The sequence below is a fragment of the Salinivibrio sp. SS2 genome (assembly GCF_001722075.1).
Classification (GTDB): Bacteria; Pseudomonadota; Gammaproteobacteria; order Enterobacterales; family Vibrionaceae; genus Salinivibrio; species Salinivibrio proteolyticus.
Window position 1 is genome coordinate 1 of the sequence record NZ_MEBP01000053.1, and the last position, 24,125, is coordinate 24,125.

Below are 24,125 nucleotides of genomic sequence, written 5' to 3' on the forward strand. Positions count from 1 at the left end.
ATGAGATGTTATGGCTCAGCGTGGACGCATGGATGACCTTCTCTGTCAGCGACATACGCAAGAACCAACGATAAGCAACGTTGACTTCAATTTCTTTAACAAGCTGGCGCTCGCTTTTGATGCCGAAGAGATAGCCAAGCAGGATGATTTTAAATAAGCGAACGGGGTCAACGGGTGGACGGCCATTATCTTTGCAATAAAGGTGAGCGACTTCATCTCGAATAAACTCGAAGTCGATGGCGCGGTCGATTTTACGAACAAGATGGTCTTTGGGAACAAGTTGTTCCATCGTCACCATTTCAAGTTCATATTGGTGTGGAGAAGGTTCTTGAAGCATACCGGAGCATCCCTATTGCAACACTCCTATTAGATCAAAGGTCTAGCTCGAAAGCTAGACCTTTGTCAGCAGTCTGACGCCATATCGTTATGATATGGCGCTTTGTTTTTATCAGGTCATCTTATCGGTTTATGCCAATGTCACGTTGCAAATGTGCGGGTAAACGGCTTGCATCATAAGCATGTGCATTGGTGTTGCTGGTAAACAACACATCCATGGCATGAGCGATCAGTCCTTTGATTGTCACCGCGTAAGATCGACGTGTGCGTGGCATGTTTGCCGTAACAGTTGTCATACGATCCTCGCTTTGTTTTCTGAATCACTCGCGGCGCATTATAGAAACAGTGACTTAGATTCTAAACTGATGATAATTCAACCCAGGCATTAGTTTTATTTATCCGAAACACGGCTATCCACCGCAATGACTTTTGTTGATTTTCGGTTAAATAAAGAGCTAGGATAAATAATGGGGGATACGGCAGATTTTAAACAACGTCGATTGCTGAACCTGCCTTCTGCGACATGCTATATCAGGCTTTTTTGCGTATAAATCGACGAAAACGAACAAACTTTACTCACTTTCAGGAAAAAGCTGGTAACATTGCCGTTACACATGTGATTAGGGTGCTGTCCATGCTAGCATTTCTTGCTCGACATTCTGCGTTGTTTCTTTTTATTGCCGCTTTAATCGGTTTTGCGTTTCCTCACCTTTCATTGGCACTTTTTCCCTACCTGCCCTATGTGTTATTCGCATTAATGTTATTTACCTTACTCGGGATCAACCAGTCCCTATTGGTAAGGGCTCTCGGGCAATGGCGCGTTTGGCTTTACGCATTTGTTCATGCCGTAGCTCTGACCATCATCACCTGTACGATTGCATGGGGACTGGGCGCCTCCGATAACATGCTACTCGCGATCAGCGGGATCTGTGCCACTGGCTCGTTATTCGCGACACCTGCCATTATTCGCTCATTAGAAATGGACGCATTAATCGCCATGGCATACACCATTGCGTCAACCTTGCTAATGCCCATTGTACTCTTTATCAACCTCAGCCTATTGAGTGGCGAAGCGTTCTCACTCGACTTACACAGTTATATCGCAAGGCTCGTGATCTTTATTTTTGGTCCGATGGGGATGGCCGCGCTATTTCATGCATGGATTAAGCCTGAGAAGTTAAAACGTATTCATGGAAAACTGGCGCAGTTCACGATTGTATTGGTGTTTAGCTTTCCACTGGGCTTGGTGGGTCCGATTGGCGCTATGTGGCAGAAGGATAGCGGTTACGCCTTGGAGCTGTTAGCAATTTCAGTCGCATTATGCATGCTTTTCTTTGCAGTTGTGTATTATATCTATCGGCGGTACGGGGAAGAAGCCAGCATGATTGCCGCAGTCACCGCCGTAAATCGTAACGTGTTACTCACTTATACAGTAGCTGGCGCTGCATTGGGGCCGGTATTTTTACCTCTCATTGGTGCCATTCAGCTACCTATTTATTTACAACCGTTACTGGTGCGTTGGGGAGTACGTTTAAAGCGCGCATCCCACAACGCCACCACGGATAACTCGCTTAAATAACGGGCACGAAATACACTAACGATGCCCACGCGAGTAGCCAAAAGGTGATTAAACCCACATCGAACCAATCACGCATTTCCATACGAACCTCACTTTCTATTCGTGTGCCGATAAACTGCGTTCCTAGATACATATCGACCATGGAGATGAAAACTTAACCTTGCGGCAACAAAGTGCCGTGGTTACCCTTCATCTGATAGTAAGCAAGGGATGGGCCAAGTAAGTGATTATGATTGCCAGCAGCTATCGCCCTGCTGAGGTGATGCGAGATAACACACCAAAGGCTGGTCAGGGAGCTGCAATACATCTTGAGCTCGCGTGTACTGCATGAAGCATTCTGCCATCGATAAACCAATCGAGCGACGACGCCCGGTTTGAAGTGCATCGTAGCCCTCTTTACCTTGCGCGGTATATGAAGATGACACACCAACGTATTGGCGCTCATCGTCAATCGCAATCCAGTGCTGACCGCGCTTAATGTCTAATTGGGTGATGCGCCCGCCCATTGGCTGCCATGCTTCATAGCGATAGCGCAGATCGGCACAATAGGGAAAACTGCCCGAACCGAGTCCAATCACCCCATTATCCGTGGCATTATTAATCGCACCTTCCAGCGCATTGCGGATTTGCGCGCCAGTTACCCGATACGCAATCACATCAATCGCAAACGGAAGTAACGAACCAGCGATAAGTGCGGCAGAGAGCGGACCTGCATTTAAGCTCACCCGAACGCCACCGGCATTATGAATGGCAAAATCTGCCTCGATACCTTGCTCACGCGCCGCCCATAGAAAGCTTTCCGTCACCAATGGCGCGACATCACTGCCGCCTTGCTGATCCGGCACGCGAACATGACGCAACCGCTGCGGGACATACGTGACAATGTCACTTTCTAACTGTGCTACCCGAGGGCGGTAAGTTTGCTGCAAATACTGCTTGAGGGTGAGATCACTCGGCAAAATCAGAAGATTTTGCTGTTGGTTCAAATAGTCACGTGCCGCTTGGTATGAAGAAGCGGTCAGTTTATGCTCACGCGACGCATCCATCGCCAAACTGCGGCCTAACAATAAATAGTTTTGCCCCTCAAATTGGGTCGGGCGCCCTTTAGCATCTAGCGTTAACGTAAAACGTCCAATTGCCTGAGCGTGGCAACCAGCTTGGACAATCCAGGTATCATTCACTCGATAACCGTAAGGGTCTTGGTTGTCGAGGCCAATGTTTTGAAAATCACCCTGCAGGACGTGGGTGTGCCCACCCACAATCACATCAATGCCAGAGACAGATTCAGCCAATGATTTATCTTTGTCATACCCTAAGTGGCTGAGCAGGATCACGGTACCGACCCCTTGCGAACGCAAGTATGCCACCGTGTTTTTGGCAATTTCTGTCGCGGGCAAAAAGGGCGTGTCATGATCAGGGTTAGCCAGTGCAGCCATTTGCTCGACCGCAAGACTAAAAATACCCACTTTACGCCCCGCTATCGTCTTGATCATCACGCTGGCGCGTTTCTGTTCGGGCAAATACGGCAATAACGCGGGCTTTTCACTGACGCGCTTTTCTTTGTCTGCAGCTTCATTGGCAACGTGCCAATTGCCGGCCAGCAAGGGAAAGGTAATACGATCAAGAAAATCAGCAACCGGACCATTACCCTGATCTAACTCATGATTCCCGATTGCCATCGCATCAATGCCCAGCTGATTGAGCATATCGGCATTGGCTTGCCCTTTAAATAGGGAATAGTACAAGGTACCTTGAAAGCAATCCCCCGCATGCAAGAACATGAAAGCGTGGCCTTTCTGGTCCGCCTCAGCACGAAAACGCTTAACGGCAGATGCAATACGTGCAAAGCCACCGCAGTTCGCATAAACACGCGTCTGTGTGCTATCCAAGCTCAGCGAAACAGGTGTCGATTCAAAATGCGAGTGGGTGTCGTTGATGTGTGCAATGGTTAAAGCGATAGATTGAGGTGCTGTCATAGTAATCCGTGTTACAACACAAAATGTGATGGTACAAGATTATCATCTGAAGGAACAAATCAGGTTAAGTTTCTGATAAATTATCGCTCATATAACAACAAGGATGCTATATGACAACTCAAACTCCTTCCGTGGCTTTTATTGGCCTAGGCGTCATGGGGTTTCCCATGGCCGGACATCTACAAAAAAATGGCTTTCCAACCACTGTCTATAACCGCACAACGGCCAAAGCAGAACACTGGTCAGAACAATATCAAGGGGCCTTCGGTACGACACCAGCGGAGGCTGCCGCTCACGCCGATATTGTTTTTATGTGCGTCGGTAACGATGACGATGTGCGCAGTGTCGTGTATGGCGATATAGGTGTACTTGCCAACATGAAAAAAGGCAGTGTGCTGGTCGATCATACCACGACATCAGCCGAACTGGCCTTAGAGCTCGCCGACGTCTGTGGCCGACAGGGTATCCAATTTTTAGATGCTCCTGTGTCGGGCGGACAAGCAGGCGCGGAAAATGGCGCATTGACCATTATGGTTGGTGGTGAGCCATCCGTTTTTGAACGTGTTGAACCTGTCATGCGCGCTTACGCCAAAGCAAGCCAGCACATTGGCCCCCATGGCAGTGGACAGCGCTGTAAAATGGCCAATCAAATTTGTATTGCGGGCGTTTTGCAGGGCTTGTCAGAAGCGATCGCATTTGCCCAGTCGGCCAATTTAGATATCGACAAAATGATTAGCGCCATCCAGCACGGTGCAGCAGGCTCGTGGCAGATGAGCAACCGCGCCCACACCATGGCAGACGATCAGTTTGATTTCGGTTTTGCCATTGACTGGATGCGCAAAGACCTTGGCTTTTGTTTAGACGAAGCCGCCAAATTAGGCGTGGATCTCCCTCTCACCCAACAAGTTGATCAGCGTTACGCACAACTTCAACAGCGCGGGTTTGGCCGCTGTGATACCTCTGTTTTAATCAAGCAATTTGATTCGGACGATCATTCCAGCCAATCCTAAACCGCGCTGAGCGTGTCTGGCTCAAGCATGTGTAGAGCCAGGCACTGCGGTATTTCTCCTGAGCCTCTTATTGCTGCAGTTGGATCAGCTCTGTCGCCATCGACGAGACAGACTGCGCACCGCGCTCAATTTCTTCCATCGATGCCGCAACCTGCTCGATTTTATCTTTCCCCGTATCTGATGTGCCTTGAGCTTCTTGTATCGATATTCGTATTGCCTCAATATGGCTACGGTTATTTTCAACGACATTAGCAATCTCGCTGGTTGAGGCGCTGGTCCTTTGCGATAGCTGGCGCACCTCATCGGCAACAACAGCAAATCCCCGCCCTTGCTCACCTGCGCGCGCAGCCTCAATCGCTGCGTTCAGTGAGAGTAAATTGGTTTGCTCTGCGATATCACGAATGGTGTGGACGATTTTTTCAATATCAGCAAACTGCGCATTTAACTTTTCAATGCTGACGGTGGCTTGGCCAACCTGCTGTGCAATCAATGCTGATGTCTTGAGCGCTTCTTGCAAATAGTTAAGCCCCTCTTGGCAGACCTGTGCCGTTTGCTCAGACGTACTACTAGCAATTTCCGATGCTTCCTTAATGGTGCACTGAATCTCTTGCTCTCGCTCAATGCGTTGAGTGACATCGCGCGCAAACTGAATCACATTGATGATATTTCCTTGACCGTCTCGTATCGGGTTATAGCTTCCTTCGACCCAAATAATGTCACCGGTTTTTGAGAGCACACGATACAGTCCAGATTGAAACTGTCCTTGGGCAAGTTGAGACCAAAACTGCGGGTTTTCCTTATTAAAGGTACTTTCGCACAACACACTGTGAGGCTTACCCTGCAATTGGTCAGCCTGATACCCCACTAGCGAGAGAAAATTGCGATTAGCCGTTTTTATCGTTCCATCAATATCGTACTCCACCACCCCTTGTGAGCGATCGAGTGCTTGCATGATTGAACCCGTTTTATCGGCTTCCTGCTTTCGTTGCGTCACATCCGCGGCGATCTTGATGGCACTGATCACCTTTCCTTGTTCATCTCGCACAGGAAAATAATTGGCTTCTAGCCATAACGTGTTCCCCTGCGCATCAATGCGCTCAAAGATGCCGGAGAAGTTCTCGTCTTGCTGAACTTTCTGCCACAACAAGCCGTAGTCTGGGTGGTTGGCAACATGAGGCGGACAGAACATTCGGTGATGCTGTCCCTGAATTTGATCCAAGCGATAGCCCACTGCACCGAGAAAGTTCTCGTTGGCCCGAATAATTGTGCCATCTGGTTCAAACTCGATGACAGCATTACCGTCCCATATCGCATTGTACTTTTGCTGTAATACCGTGATTTCGCTCTCTGTCAGACTCTTACTTTTATTCCATCGCAACATAGTCGCCTTCTCTCTTAGCAAAGTGGCTAACCAGAAAATGAGCGATGTTCTACATCACTTGGCACAACCGCCCACACAAACAAATTTAGTCTAGCAAAGCTTTCACGTCTGACCTTATTTGTATTCATTTGTGTACATAGAACGACGATACATCTCCGCAACCGCTTTCTACTCCTGCTTTTGTCTCAAAAAATGATAGGATGACGAGCAAACATGACGGTCACTCGAAAACGTATAAAAGATAAAACGCTGTCCGCGAGTGACTGCGGATGAGAAAAGGCAATTTTTCAAATGGTTAATAATAAGATTCAATGGTTTCCGGGCCATATGCACAAGGCGCGGAAAGAAATCGAAGAAGTCGTTCCTAAGATCGATGTGATCATCGAAGTACTCGACGCACGCATTCCCTTTAGTAGCGAGAACCCGCTGATCCGCACACTACGTGGCGATAAGCCTGTTATCAAAGTACTGAACAAACGCGATCTTGCTGATCCTGCCATGACAGATATCTGGATGGCACACCTAGAACAAGAACAAGGCGTTTCTGCTATGGCCATCACCACGCAGCAGCAAAGTGAAGTCAATCGAATCATGGAGCGGTGTCGCGCGCTTGCTCCTCATCGCGAAGCCATGGGCAAAAACATTCGCTCGATGATCATGGGGATCCCTAATGTGGGGAAATCAACCATCATCAACAGCCTTGCCGGTCGAGTAATTGCTAAAACAGGTAACCAGCCCGCTGTCACGCGCCAGCAGCAGCGAATTAACTTGCAAAATGGCGTAGTGCTTTCGGATACACCGGGAATTCTATGGCCAAAAGTAGAGAATCCACATAGCGGTTTTCGCCTCGCGGCAACCGGCGCCGTTAAAGACACGGCGATGGACTACGACGAAGTGGCGTTTTACACCGTCGAGTACCTAGCCAGCGCCTATCCAGAGCGTCTGCAAGAGCGCTATCAGCTGGACGATTTACCCGAAACTGAAATCGAGTTGATGGAAGCGATTGGTGCGAAACGCGGTTGTTTGCGTGCTGGCGGGCGAGTCGATATTCATAAAGCGTCAGAAATCCTGCTTCACGACCTCCGTGCCGGCGCGTTAGGAGGTATCACTCTGGAAGCGCCCGATATGATTGAAACTGAATTAGTGCAAGTGGAAGAAGAAACCGCACGCCGCGAGGCAGAAAAAGCGGCGAACAAAGAAGCACGGCGTAAGCGCTATTTAAAGAATAAACGCTAAACACTATCCCGCATCTACCTTGTTAGATGCCGGAGAATCCGCACACAATAAGGCCCGATTGCATCGGGCCTTATCTCTTTAGTCTCTAGCATTCATAAAACACGGGCATTCATAAAATACTGGGAAACACAAAGCCGTTGGTCTCAGCCGATTTGGTCAAACGCATTGCGCGCTTGAATGACCAGACCGACAGCCTGTTCAATCAATAAACTGGCAGGCGCATTGATGTACGATACCGTAAATCGCAACGGACTGGGTTGCCAGTCAGCGTCAAGCAGCACTAATTGGCCACAAGCCAATTGATCACGGATCACTTCTTTCGGCAACGATGCGATACCGACGCCTTTTTCGACCAGTCGCACGCTGGCTGACAAAGAGCTAGCAGAGTAAAAACGTACGGCGAGTCCCTTATCTTGCTTAAAATGACGCGATATTTCATGGTACGGGGTTGTATTGCGTGCATAGGTAATAATAGGCCACTGCGCAAAATCTTCTGCTTTAGCCTGCGGGCTAGCAAGTAAATCAGGACTGGCTACCCAGTAAAGTGGATAATCACAAATCGCCTGATTGATAACCGATGGCTCCGCGATTGGTCCCAATAACAACGCAATATCTACGTTACGCGCCAGTAGTTCTTTGCGCAAATTCACCGTTGAATCGACTATCAACTCAACTTCCACATCCGGTAACTGCTGATGTATCAGCTTCAGACAATCCGGTAACCAAGTATGAATCAGCGTCTCAGACACCCCAATACGCAACATTCCGGATAAAGCTTTTGCCAAATCCGCTTTGTATTTCAGCTGTTCAGTACTGGCAAGGATTTTCTCCGCCAGAGGCAGTAACTCTCTTCCTTTGGCTGTCAGCGATACCACTCCGCCCTCACGGTAAAACAGCGTCGTGTTTAGCGCCTGCTCCAAATTCGCAATCCGGGTAGAAATAGCTGGCTGTGTGGTACACAGATGCTCCGCCGCTTGCCGGAAACTGCCGAGATTTGCAATCCATACAAATGTTTCTAGCTGTTTTAGGTTCAACATTGCCGCTTTTCCTTCACCCAAAATCCCGATGAGTAGCAAGTAAATATAGAAGACATCTCTGGTCGATAAATTTTATTTATCACATAAACCAAAAAATCAAGAATAGACATTATCACAAGAAGACTTATTGTTACCAAGTCTTTACATAGTAAGAACCACGGAGGGATCCGGATGTTAGTCTCAGGAAGAAAAGAGCCCTTTGTTCCGCAAGCGCTGCCCCTTGCCGAGCTTCGTCAGAAAATAGGCGTGAATGCTTATACCGGTTCCACGAGCGGATTGGCGCCCGGCTACCTACAAGCCAACCTCGTCATACTGCCGGCTGACTGGGCAAATGATTTTCTACTGTTTTGCCAGAGAAATCCGGTAGCTTGCCCACTCATTGGTGTCACAGAGCCAGGCTGCCCGTTTTTAAACGACATCGGCGCCGATATAGACATCAGCCGTCATGCCCCAGAATACCATGTTTTTTATAACGGCCAGTTTGATACCTCGGTGGCGGATCTAAGCGAGCATTGGCGTGATGATCTGGTGGCTTTTATTCTTGGTTGCTCCTTCTCTTTCGAAGACGCTCTTGTTCAATCTGGCCTGACCGTTCGTAATATCGAGCAAGGTCACAATGTCTCCATGTATGACACCCAGATCGCCTGCCAGCCTGCCGGTCGCTTTTCAGGGAACTTGGTGGTTTCTATGCGCCCCTTCACACCTCAAGACGCGATCCGAGCCATTCAAATTACTAGCCGTTATCCGAAGGCACACGGTGCGCCTGTTCACTTCGGCACTCCGGCTGCCATTGGCATCAGTGATATCAACACGCCAAATTATGGCGACGCGGTAGATATCTTCGACGGCGAAGTACCAGTGTTCTGGGCTTGCGGCGTGACCCCACAGAATGTGATTCGCCACAGTAAACCACCAATTTGTATCACTCATGCACCGGGCAAAATGCTGATCACTAATTTGCTGAATAATGCACTGTCAGTGCTTTAAGACTTTTCAACGCGTCGAGTCAGGGAGGAAACCGTATGAAAATCAATTGTGATATGGGCGAGAGCTTTGGTCTCTGGAAAATGGGCAATGATGAACAGGTTATGCCTTATCTGGATATGGCGAATATTGCGTGCGGTATGCATGCCTCTGATCCCACGGTAATGCTCAATACCGTCAGGCTGGCTAAGCAGCATCAGGTAAGTGTAGGAGCGCATCCCGGTTATGCTGATCTGCAAGGCTTTGGCCGCCGTGACATTGCCATGAGCTCAGATACATTGTCTGCCCTTTTTATCTATCAGGTTGGGGCGCTGGCAGCCATCTGTCACAGCGAATCTGTCGTTCTGAGTTACGTAAAGCCTCACGGTGCACTTTATAACACCATGATGAAAAGCGATGAGGTCTTTACCACGCTGGTTAAAGCGATGAGTAAAGCCGCACCGTCTTTGCCATTGGTGGTGATGGCGGTCCCTAATTATGAAAAATATCAATCCCTTGCTGCTGATCACGGCATTCAAGTAATGTTTGAAGCCTTTGTGGATCGTGCATATGACCAAGATGGGCGACTCGTGCCACGCACTGTAGCGGGCTCAAGTTATCACGAACTATCGCAAATCCGTCGTCAAGCTCGCCAGATGATCGAGGAAAAAAGCGTGACAACCCTTGATGGTCAGATCATCCCTATCTATGCCAATACCCTGTGTATACATGGCGATACGCCATTGGCGCTGCCCACCGCTCAGCTACTCCGTAATTTATTAGCGCTTGGTAACTCATACGGAGTCACCTTATGACTATCATGCCAGTTAATGAAAATTCTTTGATGGTGTACTTTGCCAATCAAGCCAGTCCAGAAACCGCTGATCGCATCGCCGCAGTGCTGCCAATATTACACGCAGAGCTAGAACAATATCTGGTTGACCTTATCCCTTCGTATACCTCTATTCTGGTGACGTTCGACCTGATGGCCATTGGTCAGCGTGATTTTACAGCGCTGATTAAAAAAGCCCTGTCTATCGCTGAGCAGCAGTATATCGAGACCAATGCGAGCCCGATGATCGAGCTACCTGTCTACTACGGACCGGAAGTTTCCCTTGATGCTGATACGCTCTGTCGCCACACCGAACTGGATTTTGACCAAATCATCTCCATCCATGCCAGCACGATATACCGAGTCTATGCGATCGGTTTTGCACCGGGGTTCGCTTATCTCGGCAATACGGACTCACGTATTCATATACCTCGCAAACAAACACCACGCGCCCAAGTTCCTAAAGGCAGTCTGGCACTGGCTGATCAACAAACGGCCATCTATCCGAAAGTGTCCCCAGGTGGCTGGCAGATCATCGGTCGTACCCCCATCGATTTGATCGATTATCAGCGGGAAAATCTGACCGTGTTCGAGATGGGTGCCAAGGTCAAGTTCACTCCAATCAACCGGGATGAATTTCTGGTATTGGGTGGGCGCATTGCAGAGGAAGAATATCGCCGCGCAGAACTGCGCGCAGCGGCTAAACCCGTCTGGGAGGTGGCATGACATTATATGTATTGACACCCGGGCCATTGAGTCTGGTTCAGGATTTAGGTCGTCACGGCCATCAGCATATTGGCGTCAGCCCCGGTGGGCCAATGGACGAACATGCATTTTTATGGGCAAACCGCTTGCTGGATAACCCGTTAAACGCAGCACAAATCGAGATTGCGATGGGGCAATTTAGTTGCGAATTTTACGCAGATACGACGATTGCATTGACCGGGGCAGATATGAATGCTCGCCTTAACGGCAAGGCGGTTGCCTCTTGGCAAAGCCTTCGTGTTCGTGCCGGTGATCAACTTTCATTACCCGGCGCACGAACCGGTATGCGTTCGTACCTCGCAGTCAAAGAGGGGTTTAAAGTCACTGGCGTTCTCAATAGCTGTGCCACGGTTATGCGTGACGGGTTAGGCGGTTTCAGCCGTCAAGGTGACAAATTGATGACGCAGGATCGCCTGCAATACAAGGTAACGCCTCCAATACCAACGCGCAGAGTACCGGAGAAATTCATTCCTGACTACGGTCAACCGCTGATCCTAAGTGTCATTCCCGGCTACCAATACGAATTGTTTGCTCACGCCGAGCGCAAGCGTTTTTTCAGTAGTGAATTTACCGTCACGCCGAAGATTGATCGCATGGGCTATCGCCTGTCCGGTGCTGCTATTCAATGTCAGACCACCAGCTTGATCTCTGAAGGGATCGCGCTGGGTGCAATCCAGATCCCCGCCGACGGGCAACCGATCATCCTGATGCGGGATCGTCAGACGATTGGGGGCTATCCCAAAATCGGCTGCGTCACAGCAAGGGATCTGAGTAAGCTTGCTCAGTGCCAACCGGGGACAACCGTTCGTTTTATTGAAAAAGATCTTTATCAAGCCGAGGCCGAGCGCATGATTGAGCATCACTTTTTTCACGGATACGTCGGCAAAAAATATGCTGAGCAACGGTTGAGTCAAGCGAAGTAAAAAGGCGCCCTTAATTAGGAGTACGTCAGCGAGCTCACTGATTACAGAGACAGAGACGCACACTAAGGTAAACATCATACATTGCCCAGCGGATATGGGCCTTTCAATACAGGAGTAGACGGATGGCATCAGAAAAAGTAATCACCCAGACAGGCAGATCGTCAGCATCAACGACATCTGCGTCGACCAAACCCCATTCAATAACACAGTCAGAATCACGTTCCGGCTTTAACTGGTCGCTTATTATGGGCGCCGCTTTCCTAATGGCAACCTCTGCCGTTGGTCCCGGCTTTCTGACCCAAACGACTGTCTTTACTCAAACCCTTGGGGCCAGTTTTGGCTTCGTCATTTTAGTGTCCATCCTGCTCGATATCGGTGCGCAACTTAATATCTGGCGTGTCATCGTCGTGGCCAAAAAACGCGCTCAGGATATTGCCAATGAGCTACTACCGGGACTCGGTTTTGCCATTGCAGGTGCCGTTTCTCTCGGTGGATTGGCATTCAATGTCGGTAACATTGGCGGGGCTGGCATGGGCATGAATGTGCTATTCCCCTCCCTGTCACCGATTGTCGGCGCTGCCATCAGTGCGGTTATCGCCGTCACTATCTTCCTATTGAAAGACGCCGGTAAAATCATGGACCGCTTTACCATTCTGATGGGAGGTGCGCTGATTGCCATGACACTATATGTACTCTTCTCCACCGAAACCCCTGTCGGTGAAGCACTCTATCGCTCTGTCTGGCCAGAAAATGTCGATGTGATTGCTATCGTGACACTCGTCGGAGGTACGGTTGGTGGATATATCACTTTTGCCGGCGCACACCGCCTGATTGATGCTGGAGTCACCGGCCAAGAGGCCCTGCCACAGGTCAACCGAGGCTCGATTTCAGCCATCAGCCTCGCTTCTCTGGTTCGTATCGTCCTGTTTCTGGCGGCACTCGGTGTCATCAGCCAGGGCGTGATACTGGATCCAAGCAATCCACCTGCTTCTATGTTTCAGCATGCAGCAGGGCATATCGGCTATAAGCTCTTTGGTATGGTGCTTTGGGCGGCAGCCATCACCTCAGTTATCGGGGCGGCGTATACCTCAGTCTCTTTCCTCAAAACTCTGCACCCAATGATTGAGAAGCACTCAAGCGCCTGCATCATTGGTTTTATTGTGGCTTCCTCACTGATCTTCTGTTTTGTGGGCAAACCGGTCACGCTCCTGATTATTGCGGGTGCACTGAATGGTTTTATTCTGCCCGTCACCCTTGGCACTATGCTGATTGCCGCGCGTAAAAAAACCGTCATCGGTCACTATGAACATCCTGTTTGGATGTCGGTTGTAGGTTGGTTGATTACAGCAATGATGGCCGCCATGAGCGTTTATACGCTGTATACCATGTTTCTCAAATAACGCCGCATAGAAAAGCCCCTCATTGAAAGTTTTCTCTATGAGGAATCTCCGACCGCCAACAAAGGTCTAGCTTGCGATCTAGGCCTTTGTATTCGTCGGCGTGCCAAAAAGGCAAGCACTTATCGATAGAACAACCCAGTGATCACGCTATCGCATTTATTAGATCACGATAAGATTTGTTTAATATCGGAAGAAATATCACTGATCAATTGCCGAGCGCTCTCATCTCTTTGTTGCACCAAACTGATAAACAGTAAATCTGTGATCACATTTTGCGCCGTACGGGACGCAATAGACGAACTGCGATGCTTGGTTTCGTCAGCAATGGTATCGAACGTAATGTCTGCGATGTGTCTGATACGACTTCGGCCGGGTCCTAATAAAGCGATCACCTTGGCACCTTGTTCCTTAGCCGCCTCCGTGGCGACTAAAATCTCTTTTCGTTCCCCCGAAAATGAAATGACAATTTGCACGTCATCCACCCCCAATGTGCGCGCGACGGCAATTTGTACATGACTGTCTTGTTCACACAGCGCCGTGATCCCTAGTTTCAATAATTTAAAACTCAGATCTTTCGCAGTCAGCGCCGAACTGCCAATCCCCACCACTTGTACCCGACGTGCTCCATTAAGCCACGCTACCGCTTGATGACAGGCTTCATAAGAAAGGGCATTGGTGGTTTGAAACATGGCCTCCGTTTTCGCTTTCACTAATTTTTGGGAAATCACCGTCATGGGATCATCAGCCAAAATATCACTGTGCATTGGTGTCGATTGCATCACTTGCTTACGGCCAATCTCTTCATTCAGCGCCAACTTGAACTCACTGTATCCTTTGTAACCCATTTTTTGGCTGAATTTCACAATGCTCGATTGACTCACCCCCACCTGCTTAGCCAGTGCTTGGCTCGTTAGCTGCGCCGCTTTCTCTGGATGCGCGATAATCCAATCGCCAATCAGGCACCCCTGCTGCGACAATTGTGTCCGCCGAGCTAAAATTTTATTGATAATTGACATAACGCCTCAACGCCATAAATAAATTATTCCAACATTAGAATTACATCGAATACCCCTAAACTGCTGAAAAAGCATCATTCACCTGCAAATTAAGCGCCATTCATCCCAAATATTATCGACATTATTCCAGAGTCTCCGTGTATAAAGAATAACCATAACAGTGATTTTGATCACTATATTGGAATATTTTATTCCATAGAATCGCCGTCAAATAACAGCTGATGTGAGAACAAAGCATGACAATTGATTTAAGCGGATTGGTCACAGAAAGCCGCAACCCGGCCAGTGCAGAGATAGACACACTTTCAACGGTCGAAATGCTACAAGTGATCAACGATGAAGACCAAAAAGTGGCGCTTGCGGTAAAAGCCGTCTTGCCACAAATTGCGCAAGTGGTGGATGCAATTACGCATGCATTTGCACACGGCGGACGCTTAATCTACATGGGTGCGGGAACATCTGGCCGCTTGGGTATCTTGGATGCCAGCGAATGTCCTCCCACCTATGGCACACATCCGGATCAAGTCATTGGGCTTATCGCGGGTGGCCATCAAGCCATTTTAAAGGCGGTGGAAAACGCGGAAGATAACGAGCAACTTGGCCAAGACGATTTACAGTCACTCAACCTAACCGATAAAGATGTGGTTGTCGGCATTGCGGCGAGCGGACGTACACCCTATGTACTCGGCGGATTAGCCTATGCGAAAACCATTGGCGCCATGACAGCATCGATTGCTTGTAATCCTCATTGCCAAATGGCTGAGGCGGCAGATGTTGCCATTCTGCCCATCGTGGGGCCTGAAGTCGTCACCGGCTCTTCGCGCATGAAAGCCGGTACCGCGCAAAAGCTCGTCCTCAATATGTTGACATCCGGAGCAATGATCCGCAGCGGTAAAGTGTTTGGTAACCTGATGGTTGATGTTGAAGCCACTAACGCCAAACTGATCCAACGCCAAATCAATATTGTCGTGGAAGCTACCGGTGCCTCAAAAGCGGTAGCAGAACAAGCCCTCTGCGCATGCGATCGTCATTGCAAAACTGCCATCTTGATGATTTTGGCCGACTTAGATGCCGAGCAAGCAAAAACTCGCCTCACCGAGCACAACGGTTTTATTCGTGCAGCCCTCCATCGTGATTAACTATTTTTAGCTCCAGAGGATCGCCCCCATGGCCAAAATCACTGCAAATACCGTCGCGCAACTGCTGTCCGCCGTTGGAGGGAGCAGCAATATCAGTCGATGTGGTAACTGTATGACAAGACTGCGGTTATCCCTTGCCAATAACAGTTTGGCTGACCAGTCTGTTCTCAAAACAATCCCCGGCGTTATGGGGGTAGTCGAGAGCGATGAGCAGTTTCAAATCATTCTCGGCCCCGGTAAAGCACAACAAGCGGCGGAGATGATGAATCAGCTTCTTGAATCCTTGACCGTCAGTGGTGACGAAACGTCAGCTGCGACACAGCCAGATCTGGCTACACTGGCGGCCGAGCAAAAACAACAGCTAAAAAGCAAACAAACCAGCGCTATTCAACGCTTTCTGAGTAAGTTTGCCACCATATTCACGCCACTGATCCCCGGCTTTATTGCCGCGGGATTGATGCTTGGATTTGCGACCTTGTTAGAGCAGATGTTTGTACTGGGCCAAACCCCGAGTCCTTTTGTGGTCGATTTGATCGCGTATATGCAAGTATTTGGCAAAGGCTTGTTCGCGTTTCTGAGTATCTTACTCGGCTACAACGCCCAGCAAGCGTTTGGTGGTTCGGGCGTCAATGGTGCCATTCTCGCGTCTTTATTTGTGTTGGGCTATGACCCCGACGCCAGCTCGGGGATCTACTCGGGGATGAGTGAGTTTTTTGGCATGACGATCGATCCTCGCGGCAACATTATTGGCGTATTGATCGCAGCCATTGTCGGTGCGCAAGTGGAACGTCAGGTTCGCAAGTATATGCCAGACGATCTCGACATGATTTTAACCTCGCTCATTACCCTATTTATCATGGGTGCGGTGACCTTCTTGTTGATCATGCCGATCGGCGGCGAGCTATTCAAAGCGATGTCTTGGCTGTTCCTTAACTTAAACGATAACCCGTTAGGTGCTGCGGTTTTAGCCGGCGTGTTCCTGATTTCAGTGGTATTCGGTATTCACCAAGGATTCGTCCCTGTGTACTTCGCGTTGATGGAGGCCCAAGGCTTTAATTCGCTGTTCCCTATTCTCGCAATGGCGGGTGGTGGTCAAGTGGGTGCATCCATGGCGCTGTATTTCAAAGCGAAGAAAGATGCGCTACTGCGCACCCAAGTGAGAGGCGCGATTATTCCTGGTCTGCTCGGTATTGGTGAGCCACTAATTTATGGCGTGACCTTACCTCGCGTGAAGCCCTTTGTGACAGCATGTATTGGTGGCGCAGCCGGCGGATTTTTTATCGGCCTGGTATCGTACTTAGGTCTGCCAGTTGGTTTGAACACAGTATTCGGTCCTTCTGGTATCGTAGCGATCCCGTTGATGACGTCAGATAGCGGCATTTTCCCGGGCATGCTAGTCTTTGTTGCCGGACTGCTTATCGCTTATGTGGTTGGCTTTCTCGCGACATACTTCTTTGGCTGTAAAGATGTCGATTTAAGCTAGTTCATCATCCCCCATCCACATGAACCAGCTTGCGCCCTTGTCTTCCTCAAGGGCGCACCTTTTTCTACGTCCGCGTGCGCGTTTTACACTGACAAAAAAAGAGGGCCTAGCAATATGCGCTAAAAGCCCTCTTCCGTTATACAACCCGCGCTCAATTAAGAACGCGTTACGTCCACCAGCGCATCGGCCAGTATATCAATATGGCGCTCCGCTAAGCCGGCAATATTGATGCGGCTATCTCCAACCGCATACACACCATGCTTATCACGCAGTTGATTGACTTGCTCTGAGCTCAATCCCAACACAGAGAACATCCCACGGTGCTGTTGAATAAAGTCAAAGTAGCCATCACCGGTTCGATCGCGCAACGCTGCCGTCAGGCCTTCACGCAGGCGGTTAATGCGCGTGTTCATCGCTTCGATTTCTTCGCGCCACTGCTTCGTGAGGGCGTCGTCGGTGAGAATGGTTTCGACGATCGCTGCCCCATGATCCGGTGGCATGGTGTAGGTGCTGCGCGCCAGTTGCAAAATACGCCCTTTGGCATTTTGCGCTTCCTTGGCGGATTTACCCACCACAATGGCAGCACCGGTGCGCTCACGATAGAGGCCAAAGCTTTTCGAGCAAGAGGTGGCAATCAGCATCTCTTCAACGTTATCGGCTAACACACGTAGACCACGCGCATCTTCATCTACGCCATCCCCAAATCCTTGATACGCAATATCCACAAACGGGGTAAAGCCATTACGATTAGCCAGCTCAGTGATGGCTTCCCACTCTTTCAGGCTAATGTCCGCCCCCGTTGGGTTATGGCAACACCCATGCAGCAACACCACGTCGTCAGCGCCGGCTTGCGACAATGCATTCAGCATGGCATCGGTATCCACCATTTTGGTGTCTCGATTGAAATACGGGTAGAACTTGACCGTTAGGCCTGCCGCTTCCATGACAGGTTTGTGGTTCACATAGCTTGGGTCAGTCAGCCATACCGTAGTCACCGGCTTGGCGAGATGCATCAGGTCAGCCAGCATCCGCAACGCACCGCTCGCACCCGGCGTTTGTACCGCGGCACAGCGATGGTAAGCATCCGTTCCCTTCAGCAGTAGATCAATCATGGCTTGGTTGAAGTTTTCATTGCCGGCAAGACCAACATAGGCCTTGGTTTGCTGGCTTTGCGCCAATGATTGCTGCGCGGTTTTAACCGCTTGCATAATCGGTGTTTGCCCGTGACTGTCACGATATACACCAATGCCCAAATCCATTTTGTGCTCACGAGGATCGTCACGAAATGCCAATGACAAAGAGAGGATCGGATCCTGCTGGGCAGGCGAGAGCAGATCTAACATAGTATTACGTCCTTTTAGGCTTGGATGCTCAAGATACGTAATACCCTACCCCATGCGGGAAAATTGGCAACCTCTCAGCGCTGATTCTCTTGCCACTGCTGGGCTCGCTCGGACAAAAAGTGTACGCATTGGTTGTCACTCCCTCGCCAGACTAAGTTAGGATCGGCGCGAGATTGTATAAACTTCCCATCAATCAGCACATCAACGTAAGCCAATATTGCTTGTTGTTCCGGCGAGAGCTCCGTCAAGGTATAGCCACTCCATAGCCAAACATCCTTGTCTGGTGCATGCCTAGCTACTTTTTGTAACAATAATTTTACACCGGCGAGATTCGCAGGATGCAGGGGATCACCACCACTCAGTGATAAACCACGCCTTGGAACACGGTTATCCGTGAGATCGTGCATGATTTGCTCACACATTAAGTCCGTGAATGGATGGCCGCTGGTAAGCGACCATGTTGATTTATTGTAACAACCACGACACTGATGCTCACAACCCGAGACGAACAATGTGCACCGTGTGCCGGGACCATTCACGACATCGACAGGAATATATTTGTGGTAGTTCACGCCCCTCTCCTACATGTGTTTGACGCGACGAATCACTTCTTGCTGTTTACCCGGATTAAATGGCCGCGTATCAGGACTGCCCAAGTAACCACAGACACGGCGCGTGACCGATACTTTGGCGGGATCATGGTTGCCGCATGCAGGGCAGGTAAACCCTTTACTGGTGCAATCAAATTCCCCTGTAAATCCGCACTCGTAGCACTCATCAATAGGCGTATTGGTCCCATAGTAAGGCACACGTGTGTAGCTATAGTCCCACACATTCTCGAGCGCTTCGATGTTGTGCTGCATGTTGGGGTACTCGCCGTAACAAATAAATCCGCCGTTTGCCAAGCGTGGATAATCCATTTCAAAATCAATCTTGTCGTAGGGCGTCACCTGCTTTTCCACGTCCAAGTGGAAACTGTTGGTGTAGTAGCCTTTATCTGTGACCCCTTCAATCATCCCAAAGGCTTTAGTATCGAGTTGGCAAAAACGACTGCACAGGTTTTCACTCGGTGTGCTGTACAAACTAAAGCCGTAACCCGTTTCCTCTTTCCAGCGCTCCGTCGCATCATGTAAATACGCGACTATTGCCTTGGCTTTTTTCTGTTTAATCACGCTGTCGTAAAGATGAGGCTCACTGCCGTATAGAGCATTGATGGTCTCATGAAGTCCGATATACCCTAAGGAGACAGATGCGCGACCGTTTTTAAAAATCTCGCTCACGTCATCATCCGCATTAAGACGCACGCCACAGGCCCCTTCCATGTACAAAATCGGCGCAACACGGGCCTTCACCCCTTTGAAACGTGCGATACGGGTATCCAAGGCTTGGCGGGCAATATTAAGCGTCGCATCTAGGCGCGCAAAGAATGTCTCTTCGTCGCCTTCAGCCTCAATCGCCAATCGGGGTAAATTAACACTGACTACCCCCAAATTATTGCGTCCTTCGTGGACCCACTCACCATTTTCTTGATAAGCGCTTAAAAAGCTGCGGCATCCCATGGGTGTTTTAAAAGAGCCTGTTACCTGAACGACTTGCTCATAGTTGAGAATATCGGGATACATGCGTTTGGACGCACACTCCAACGCAAGCTGTTTGATGTCGTAATTCGGATCTGAAGGATGACGGTTGAGCCCTTCGCGAATACAAAACACAAGTTTAGGAAAAACTGCCGTTTTGCGATTTTCGCCCAAGCCCGCAATACGATTGGCAAGGATGGCTCGTTGCACCGCACGAGCGGCCCAGCTTTGTCCGAGTCCGAAGCCAAACGTCACAAATGGCGTCTGCCCATTGGCGGTATGCAAGGTGTTCACTTCATACTCCAACGACTGAAACGCATCGAAGCATTCTTTTTCGGTACGTGCCATGGCGTATTCATCCGCCTTGGCAATGGACCAGGTTTGCGCCACTTTTAGGTGTTTGTGATAGCTGGCTTCGACATAGGGTGCCAGCACTTCATCGATACGATTGATCGTGGTGCCACCATAAATATGACTGGCCACTTGCGCGATAATTTGTGCCGTTACCGCGGTTGCAGTCGAGATGGACTTTGGCGGCGCAATTTCCGCATTACCCATCTTAAAGCCTTTTTGCAACATGCCCGCCAAGTCAATCAACATACAGTTAAACATCGGGAAAAAAGGCGCATAATCGAGATCGTGATAATGGATTTCTCCCGATTCATGCGCACGTACCACCGCACTGGGTAGCATATGTTGTTTGGCATAGTGCTTGGCGACAATACCGGCCAGCAGATCCCGCTGAGTTGGGATCACTTTGCTATCTTTATTGGCATTTTCGTGCAACAGCTCGGTGTTCGTTTGTCCTACCAAGCCTTGCACTTCGTGATTCAATCGGCCACGGCGTTCACGCGCAATATCGCGATCGTGACGATACTCAATGTAGGCACGTGCAACCGCTTTATGCGGCCCAGACATTAGCGCATCTTCCACGGCATATTGAATGTGGTCGATATCCACTTCTTTCTCGCCAGCGAACTGGGTTGCGATCTTATCGGCCAATGATCGAATCGCCTGATCCGATAACGAACACGAACGCGTCCCCTGCGCACGCTGTGCCGATTCTCGCGCACAAGTTACCGCTTGAACAATCCGGTCTGCATCAAATGAGACGCGTGTTCCGTCGCGCTTTATTACCGCTGGCATATGCCCTCCATCACCATATATTGGTTTTAAACCTAGCAAACAACACAAGATGTGGCATTTAATAGCAAGTGGGGTCGCCATTGTGTTGATACAGATCATCGAAGTTTCGAATAGAGAAATTCGGAGGAATAAACGCGTACAAGGTCATCAATGTTGTGATGAATTGTTGTGACTTTTGTTAGTTAAAATCAAACCTTGTCCGCATTTTGTGGGTTCGATCAAATGTGACTTACAGGCTTCAAGTAAGATCACAGTTATGAAGTCATAATTGAGGTTTACGCCACTGTGATCCGGCGGTTTGGAATCGTAGTGATGCTTTGGGCGGTAACGTGCCCGAGCTTTGCGCTGACGATAGCAACATGGAACTTTGAATGGTTAACCCTAAAAGGCGATCAACGCGCTGGAGATCGTGGTGACGAAGACTACCATCAACTCGCCTCGGTTTTTGAACAGCTCTCGCCAGACGTGCTCGCGTTTCAAGAAGTTGATAGCCCGGCGGCACTTGCTCGCGTGGTTCCCAGCGATCAATACACCTATTACTTTTCTGACCGCTACCCCGCGTTGCGTGATAAGCCCAATAGTCAACAACTGACTGGCATTGCGGTACGCAATGGATGGACCGTTTCGAATCCAAAAGATCTTCGCGCGATCGCGTTACCCAGCTTTTTTGGTGTCCCAGCGCTACGCTACGCCACCTACGTGATTATTACGCCCCCTGACCAAGCGCCGTTTCATATGCTGTCTGTCCATCTGAAATCAGGTTGTTTTCATCAATCACAAGGCACCCGAAGCTGCGATAAACTTAACAAGCAGATGCGCGTTCTAGCCGATTGGGTGAGTGATCGTCATCATGCGGGCGAACACGTCGTTGTCGCGGGCGATTTTAATCGCTACATTGGTGAGAGTGATGATGCCGTTTGGCGAGATTTTCAGGCGCGTCTGGTTGAAAAGTCCCCCACACCGCCCCATTTAATAAACGTCACCGCGTCTGTCCGAGCGCGTTGCAAGGCAAGACGGTACAACCATCGAACCCAATCGTGGAATCAAGTCATGTATAACCGCTTGGTGGATCACATCTTAGTCAGTGAACCTTTGGTCAAGCAGTGGCAATACAGCTACCAGCATCACTTTGATTACCATACCGTGATGCGTTACCGTTTAAGTGACCATTGTCCCGTTGTGGCGCAGTTCACTCCGCCAGCAACGTCGCTACGTTAACCCAAAGCACATCATTGCTGTGGTTAACTTGTCACAATACTGACATCGAGCCGCCATAGACTGAATACACTGATGGCAATCAAGCATCTAAATCGTTTAATGTGGTCAGTTAGTAAAAAGACGCAGCCTGTCATCTGGCACCCTGAGTCAGCTAACTGCCATGTGCAAACTAAAAGGGGAAACCGCTAAGCCTTGAAAACAGGCGCAGCACAAGGAGAACCATCATGGATACATTACAACAGCACGTGATCCCAACCGATGACGATCTGCTTGCCGACCATCTCGGCAATGCTACCGGCTTCGAGGAAGACGACGTATTTAGCGATGATGTAGAAGACGCATCCCGCTAGCGGATATCATTGCGTCACTCGTCAGCAGTGACGTACGAATCTTTCAGTTTTAACGCAGCGCTGACAACGTTCCCGCCGCCATTTTGCTAGGTTGTCAGCAAATCCACCGACTTAACGATGCGTCATGAAAAAAATCCTCTCGATGTCCATGCTTTTTGCTTCACTGCTTTCTTTCAATGCATTTGCTGCGCCGGAATTGATTGCCAAATCCACCCTCGATTTTGGGGATTTTGAGAAGACCGCCAATATCGAGATCCAAGGAAACATTCAAGAAGATGTGCTGCGTTTAGCAGAGCGTGGCGTTCAAGATCAAGACGCAGACTTTTTCGTGATTGAACATATTAACGAAGACACACAAGAAGAAGTGTTAGTCGTCTCGGTTAGCCTGTACCGTGAACATGCCACTGACAACCAACAAATGGTTGAAGACCGCCTCGGCTAGCGATTATCCAAACACAGGCGAGTAGCTGCTGGCCTGTGTTTTCCCACCTGACGTCCGTGCACGCCATTTGCTACACTTGCCGCTCTTAATAAAACTAAAATGAGCAATGTCGTGATTGGAACCTTAGATAAGATGCGCACAGAAGCCGGCGCAGAGGTACAGTACTTTCTGCGTGTCGGTGACGAAGAGCTGCATCTCAACCCTCTCCTTGGACAAACCCTAACCCTGACCCACACTGGCAATATCTTTTGCGATGCGTGTGGGCGAAAAACAAAAAAGAGTTACTCACAAGGCCATTGTTATCCTTGCATGAAAAAGCTCGCCCGCTGCGACATGTGTATTATGAAACCTGAAATCTGTCACTATGCACAAGGGACGTGTCGCGAGCCAGAATGGGGAGAGCAGTTCTGCATGACAGACCATATCGTCTATCTGGCCAACACGTCTGGGTTAAAAGTCGGGATTACTCGCGCTAACCAAATGCCAACTCGCTGGCACGATCAAGGCGCCACGCAGGCTCTTCCGCTGTTTCGGGTAAAAACACGCCATATTTCTGGGCTGGTTGAAGTCGCCATTGCACAACATGTCGCGGATAAAACCAATTGGCGCGCGATCTTAAAAGGCGACAATGGTCAGCTCGATCTCCACGCCGAAGCGACGCGACTTACTCAAGCGATTGAATCGGAACTCGCAGATATTCGCCTACAGTTCGGTAGCGATGCGGTTCAGCCCGCCGAGCTAGATGCATTGAGCTTTAGTTACCCTGTCACTAAGCACCCTACCAAGATCAGTTCGCATAATTTTGATAAACACCCTGAAGTCAGTGGTGTGTTACAAGGGATCAAAGGTCAGTATCTGATCTTTGATACGGGCGTGATCAATGTGCGCAAGTTTACCAGCTACGAGGTCAGCGCGTCGCACAGTTAATCACGCGTCCAATCCGCGACACTGTGCAAGTGATGATTAACGCTTG

At 49.4% G+C, this 24,125-nt stretch carries 24 protein-coding genes; 14 read left to right on the forward strand and 10 right to left on the reverse strand.

Translation table 11 applies throughout. The features are described 5' to 3' along the window. Positions 1-337 (reverse strand): transposase (locus tag BGK46_RS02560; RefSeq protein ID WP_139130718.1); only part of this gene is annotated, 337 nt, incomplete at its 3' end. A gap of 121 nt (positions 338-458) precedes the next feature. After that, positions 459-632, reverse strand: coding sequence for a hypothetical protein (locus BGK46_RS17555; protein ID WP_167315127.1), 174 nt, complete (start codon positions 630-632; stop codon positions 459-461). Between the two features lie 338 nt (positions 633-970). On the opposite strand from BGK46_RS17555, the gene BGK46_RS02565 reads away from it, so the two are divergent. Next, positions 971-1,915: a hypothetical protein gene (locus BGK46_RS02565; RefSeq protein WP_069586900.1), complete on the forward strand. Its 945-nt coding sequence runs from the start codon at positions 971-973 to the stop codon at positions 1,913-1,915. Here BGK46_RS02565 and BGK46_RS17560 read toward each other — a convergent pair. Both BGK46_RS17560 and BGK46_RS02570 read right to left on the reverse strand, forming a co-directional pair. After that, complete coding sequence (locus tag BGK46_RS17560; protein WP_158011292.1) at positions 1,908-2,048, reverse strand: hypothetical protein; 141 nt, start codon at positions 2,046-2,048, stop codon at positions 1,908-1,910. The two genes, BGK46_RS02565 and BGK46_RS17560, sit on opposite strands and share 8 nt — an antisense overlap. A gap of 94 nt (positions 2,049-2,142) precedes the next feature. Then, positions 2,143-3,891 (reverse strand): bifunctional metallophosphatase/5'-nucleotidase, encoded by a 1,749-nt coding sequence (locus BGK46_RS02570; RefSeq protein WP_069586901.1) that lies wholly within the window; start codon positions 3,889-3,891, stop codon positions 2,143-2,145. A 110-nt stretch (positions 3,892-4,001) separates the two neighbouring features. On the opposite strand from BGK46_RS02570, the gene BGK46_RS02575 reads away from it, so the two are divergent. Then, the gene (locus tag BGK46_RS02575; RefSeq protein ID WP_069586902.1) at positions 4,002-4,901 is read left to right on the forward strand and encodes an NAD(P)-dependent oxidoreductase; all 900 of its coding nucleotides are present in this window, start codon (positions 4,002-4,004) and stop codon (positions 4,899-4,901) included. Between the two features lie 67 nt (positions 4,902-4,968). Here the strand turns inward: BGK46_RS02575 and BGK46_RS17965 are convergent, their stop codons facing one another. Beyond that, positions 4,969-6,282, reverse strand: a complete 1,314-nt coding sequence (locus BGK46_RS17965) for a methyl-accepting chemotaxis protein (protein ID WP_069586903.1) — start codon at positions 6,280-6,282, stop codon at positions 4,969-4,971. A gap of 291 nt (positions 6,283-6,573) precedes the next feature. On the opposite strand from BGK46_RS17965, the gene ylqF reads away from it, so the two are divergent. Next, positions 6,574-7,518, forward strand: coding sequence for a ribosome biogenesis GTPase YlqF (gene ylqF, locus BGK46_RS02585; protein WP_069586904.1), 945 nt, complete (start codon positions 6,574-6,576; stop codon positions 7,516-7,518). Between the two features lie 143 nt (positions 7,519-7,661). Here ylqF and BGK46_RS02590 read toward each other — a convergent pair whose 3' ends face one another. After that, positions 7,662-8,555: a LysR family transcriptional regulator gene (locus BGK46_RS02590; protein ID WP_084781216.1), complete on the reverse strand. Its 894-nt coding sequence runs from the start codon at positions 8,553-8,555 to the stop codon at positions 7,662-7,664. 171 nt (positions 8,556-8,726) lie between these two features. On the opposite strand from BGK46_RS02590, the gene BGK46_RS02595 reads away from it, so the two are divergent. The 5 genes from BGK46_RS02595 (at position 8,727) to BGK46_RS02615 (ending at position 13,438) form a co-directional block, all read left to right on the forward strand. Then, the gene (locus BGK46_RS02595) at positions 8,727-9,542 is read left to right on the forward strand and encodes a putative hydro-lyase (RefSeq protein ID WP_069586905.1); all 816 of its coding nucleotides are present in this window, start codon (positions 8,727-8,729) and stop codon (positions 9,540-9,542) included. Between the two features lie 35 nt (positions 9,543-9,577). Then, a complete protein-coding gene (locus tag BGK46_RS02600; RefSeq protein ID WP_069586906.1) occupies positions 9,578-10,333 on the forward strand; it encodes a 5-oxoprolinase subunit PxpA in 756 nt (251 codons plus the stop codon). Then, on the forward strand, positions 10,330-11,076 hold the full coding sequence (gene pxpB / locus BGK46_RS02605) for a 5-oxoprolinase subunit PxpB (protein ID WP_069586907.1): 747 nt from the start codon (positions 10,330-10,332) through the stop codon (positions 11,074-11,076). The genes BGK46_RS02600 and pxpB overlap by 4 nt, the downstream gene beginning before the upstream one ends. Then, positions 11,073-12,038 carry a biotin-dependent carboxyltransferase family protein gene (locus BGK46_RS02610; RefSeq protein WP_069586908.1) on the forward strand — a complete coding sequence of 322 codons (966 nt, stop codon included), beginning with the start codon at positions 11,073-11,075 and terminating at the stop codon, positions 12,036-12,038. Before pxpB ends, BGK46_RS02610 begins: the two co-directional genes overlap by 4 nt. A 122-nt stretch (positions 12,039-12,160) precedes the next feature. Continuing rightward, a complete protein-coding gene (locus BGK46_RS02615) occupies positions 12,161-13,438 on the forward strand; it encodes an NRAMP family divalent metal transporter (RefSeq protein ID WP_084781217.1) in 1,278 nt (425 codons plus the stop codon). 164 nt (positions 13,439-13,602) lie between these two features. On the opposite strand, the gene BGK46_RS02620 is transcribed toward BGK46_RS02615, so the two are convergent. After that, entirely contained in the window at positions 13,603-14,454 is an 852-nt protein-coding gene (locus tag BGK46_RS02620) for an SIS domain-containing protein (protein WP_069586909.1), read from the reverse strand. A gap of 236 nt (positions 14,455-14,690) precedes the next feature. Here BGK46_RS02620 and murQ point away from each other — a divergent pair, with 236 nt between their 5' ends. Next, a complete protein-coding gene (gene murQ, locus BGK46_RS02625) occupies positions 14,691-15,593 on the forward strand; it encodes an N-acetylmuramic acid 6-phosphate etherase (protein ID WP_069586910.1) in 903 nt (300 codons plus the stop codon). Positions 15,594-15,621: 28 nt separating this feature from the next. Beyond that, entirely contained in the window at positions 15,622-17,076 is a 1,455-nt protein-coding gene (murP, locus tag BGK46_RS02630; protein ID WP_069586911.1) for a PTS N-acetylmuramic acid transporter subunit IIBC, read from the forward strand. Between the two features lie 155 nt (positions 17,077-17,231). Here murP and BGK46_RS02635 read toward each other — a convergent pair whose 3' ends face one another. The 3 genes from BGK46_RS02635 to nrdD form a co-directional block, all read right to left on the reverse strand. Further along, positions 17,232-18,419, reverse strand: a complete 1,188-nt coding sequence (locus tag BGK46_RS02635; protein WP_069586912.1) for an aromatic amino acid transaminase — start codon at positions 18,417-18,419, stop codon at positions 17,232-17,234. 74 nt (positions 18,420-18,493) lie between these two features. Beyond that, positions 18,494-18,991 (reverse strand): anaerobic ribonucleoside-triphosphate reductase-activating protein, encoded by a 498-nt coding sequence (nrdG, locus tag BGK46_RS02640; RefSeq protein WP_069586913.1) that lies wholly within the window; start codon positions 18,989-18,991, stop codon positions 18,494-18,496. A gap of 9 nt (positions 18,992-19,000) precedes the next feature. Beyond that, positions 19,001-21,142, reverse strand: a complete 2,142-nt coding sequence (nrdD, locus tag BGK46_RS02645; RefSeq protein WP_069586914.1) for an anaerobic ribonucleoside-triphosphate reductase — start codon at positions 21,140-21,142, stop codon at positions 19,001-19,003. Positions 21,143-21,454: 312 nt separating this feature from the next. On the opposite strand from nrdD, the gene BGK46_RS02650 reads away from it, so the two are divergent. From BGK46_RS02650 to BGK46_RS02660, 4 genes are all read left to right on the forward strand, one after another. After that, positions 21,455-22,360: an endonuclease/exonuclease/phosphatase family protein gene (locus BGK46_RS02650; RefSeq protein WP_069586915.1), complete on the forward strand. Its 906-nt coding sequence runs from the start codon at positions 21,455-21,457 to the stop codon at positions 22,358-22,360. Positions 22,361-22,584: 224 nt separating this feature from the next. Further along, the gene (locus tag BGK46_RS17945; RefSeq protein WP_256369738.1) at positions 22,585-22,710 is read left to right on the forward strand and encodes a hypothetical protein; all 126 of its coding nucleotides are present in this window, start codon (positions 22,585-22,587) and stop codon (positions 22,708-22,710) included. A gap of 124 nt (positions 22,711-22,834) precedes the next feature. Further along, positions 22,835-23,152, forward strand: a complete 318-nt coding sequence (locus BGK46_RS02655) for a hypothetical protein (RefSeq protein WP_069586916.1) — start codon at positions 22,835-22,837, stop codon at positions 23,150-23,152. A 99-nt stretch (positions 23,153-23,251) separates the two neighbouring features. Then, on the forward strand, positions 23,252-24,079 hold the full coding sequence (locus tag BGK46_RS02660) for a DUF2797 domain-containing protein (RefSeq protein ID WP_069586917.1): 828 nt from the start codon (positions 23,252-23,254) through the stop codon (positions 24,077-24,079). Positions 24,080-24,125: the final 46 nt, after the last annotated feature.

Coding starts and splice junctions, on each gene's coding strand:
- BGK46_RS17555 (WP_167315127.1), bottom strand. CDS start 632: ATGACAACTGTTACGGCAAACATGCCACGCACACGTCGATCTTACGCG.
- BGK46_RS02565 (WP_069586900.1), top strand. CDS start 971: ATGCTAGCATTTCTTGCTCGACATTCTGCGTTGTTTCTTTTTATTGCC.
- BGK46_RS17560 (WP_158011292.1), bottom strand. CDS start 2,048: ATGTATCTAGGAACGCAGTTTATCGGCACACGAATAGAAAGTGAGGTT.
- BGK46_RS02570 (WP_069586901.1), bottom strand. CDS start 3,891: ATGACAGCACCTCAATCTATCGCTTTAACCATTGCACACATCAACGAC.
- BGK46_RS02575 (WP_069586902.1), top strand. CDS start 4,002: ATGACAACTCAAACTCCTTCCGTGGCTTTTATTGGCCTAGGCGTCATG.
- BGK46_RS17965 (WP_069586903.1), bottom strand. CDS start 6,282: ATGTTGCGATGGAATAAAAGTAAGAGTCTGACAGAGAGCGAAATCACG.
- ylqF (WP_069586904.1), top strand. CDS start 6,574: ATGGTTAATAATAAGATTCAATGGTTTCCGGGCCATATGCACAAGGCG.
- BGK46_RS02590 (WP_084781216.1), bottom strand. CDS start 8,555: ATGTTGAACCTAAAACAGCTAGAAACATTTGTATGGATTGCAAATCTC.
- BGK46_RS02595 (WP_069586905.1), top strand. CDS start 8,727: ATGTTAGTCTCAGGAAGAAAAGAGCCCTTTGTTCCGCAAGCGCTGCCC.
- BGK46_RS02600 (WP_069586906.1), top strand. CDS start 9,578: ATGAAAATCAATTGTGATATGGGCGAGAGCTTTGGTCTCTGGAAAATG.
- pxpB (WP_069586907.1), top strand. CDS start 10,330: ATGACTATCATGCCAGTTAATGAAAATTCTTTGATGGTGTACTTTGCC.
- BGK46_RS02610 (WP_069586908.1), top strand. CDS start 11,073: ATGACATTATATGTATTGACACCCGGGCCATTGAGTCTGGTTCAGGAT.
- BGK46_RS02615 (WP_084781217.1), top strand. CDS start 12,161: ATGGCATCAGAAAAAGTAATCACCCAGACAGGCAGATCGTCAGCATCA.
- BGK46_RS02620 (WP_069586909.1), bottom strand. CDS start 14,454: ATGTCAATTATCAATAAAATTTTAGCTCGGCGGACACAATTGTCGCAG.
- murQ (WP_069586910.1), top strand. CDS start 14,691: ATGACAATTGATTTAAGCGGATTGGTCACAGAAAGCCGCAACCCGGCC.
- murP (WP_069586911.1), top strand. CDS start 15,622: ATGGCCAAAATCACTGCAAATACCGTCGCGCAACTGCTGTCCGCCGTT.
- BGK46_RS02635 (WP_069586912.1), bottom strand. CDS start 18,419: ATGTTAGATCTGCTCTCGCCTGCCCAGCAGGATCCGATCCTCTCTTTG.
- nrdD (WP_069586914.1), bottom strand. CDS start 21,142: ATGCCAGCGGTAATAAAGCGCGACGGAACACGCGTCTCATTTGATGCA.
- BGK46_RS02650 (WP_069586915.1), top strand. CDS start 21,455: ATGCTTTGGGCGGTAACGTGCCCGAGCTTTGCGCTGACGATAGCAACA.
- BGK46_RS17945 (WP_256369738.1), top strand. CDS start 22,585: ATGGATACATTACAACAGCACGTGATCCCAACCGATGACGATCTGCTT.
- BGK46_RS02655 (WP_069586916.1), top strand. CDS start 22,835: ATGAAAAAAATCCTCTCGATGTCCATGCTTTTTGCTTCACTGCTTTCT.
- BGK46_RS02660 (WP_069586917.1), top strand. CDS start 23,252: ATGAGCAATGTCGTGATTGGAACCTTAGATAAGATGCGCACAGAAGCC.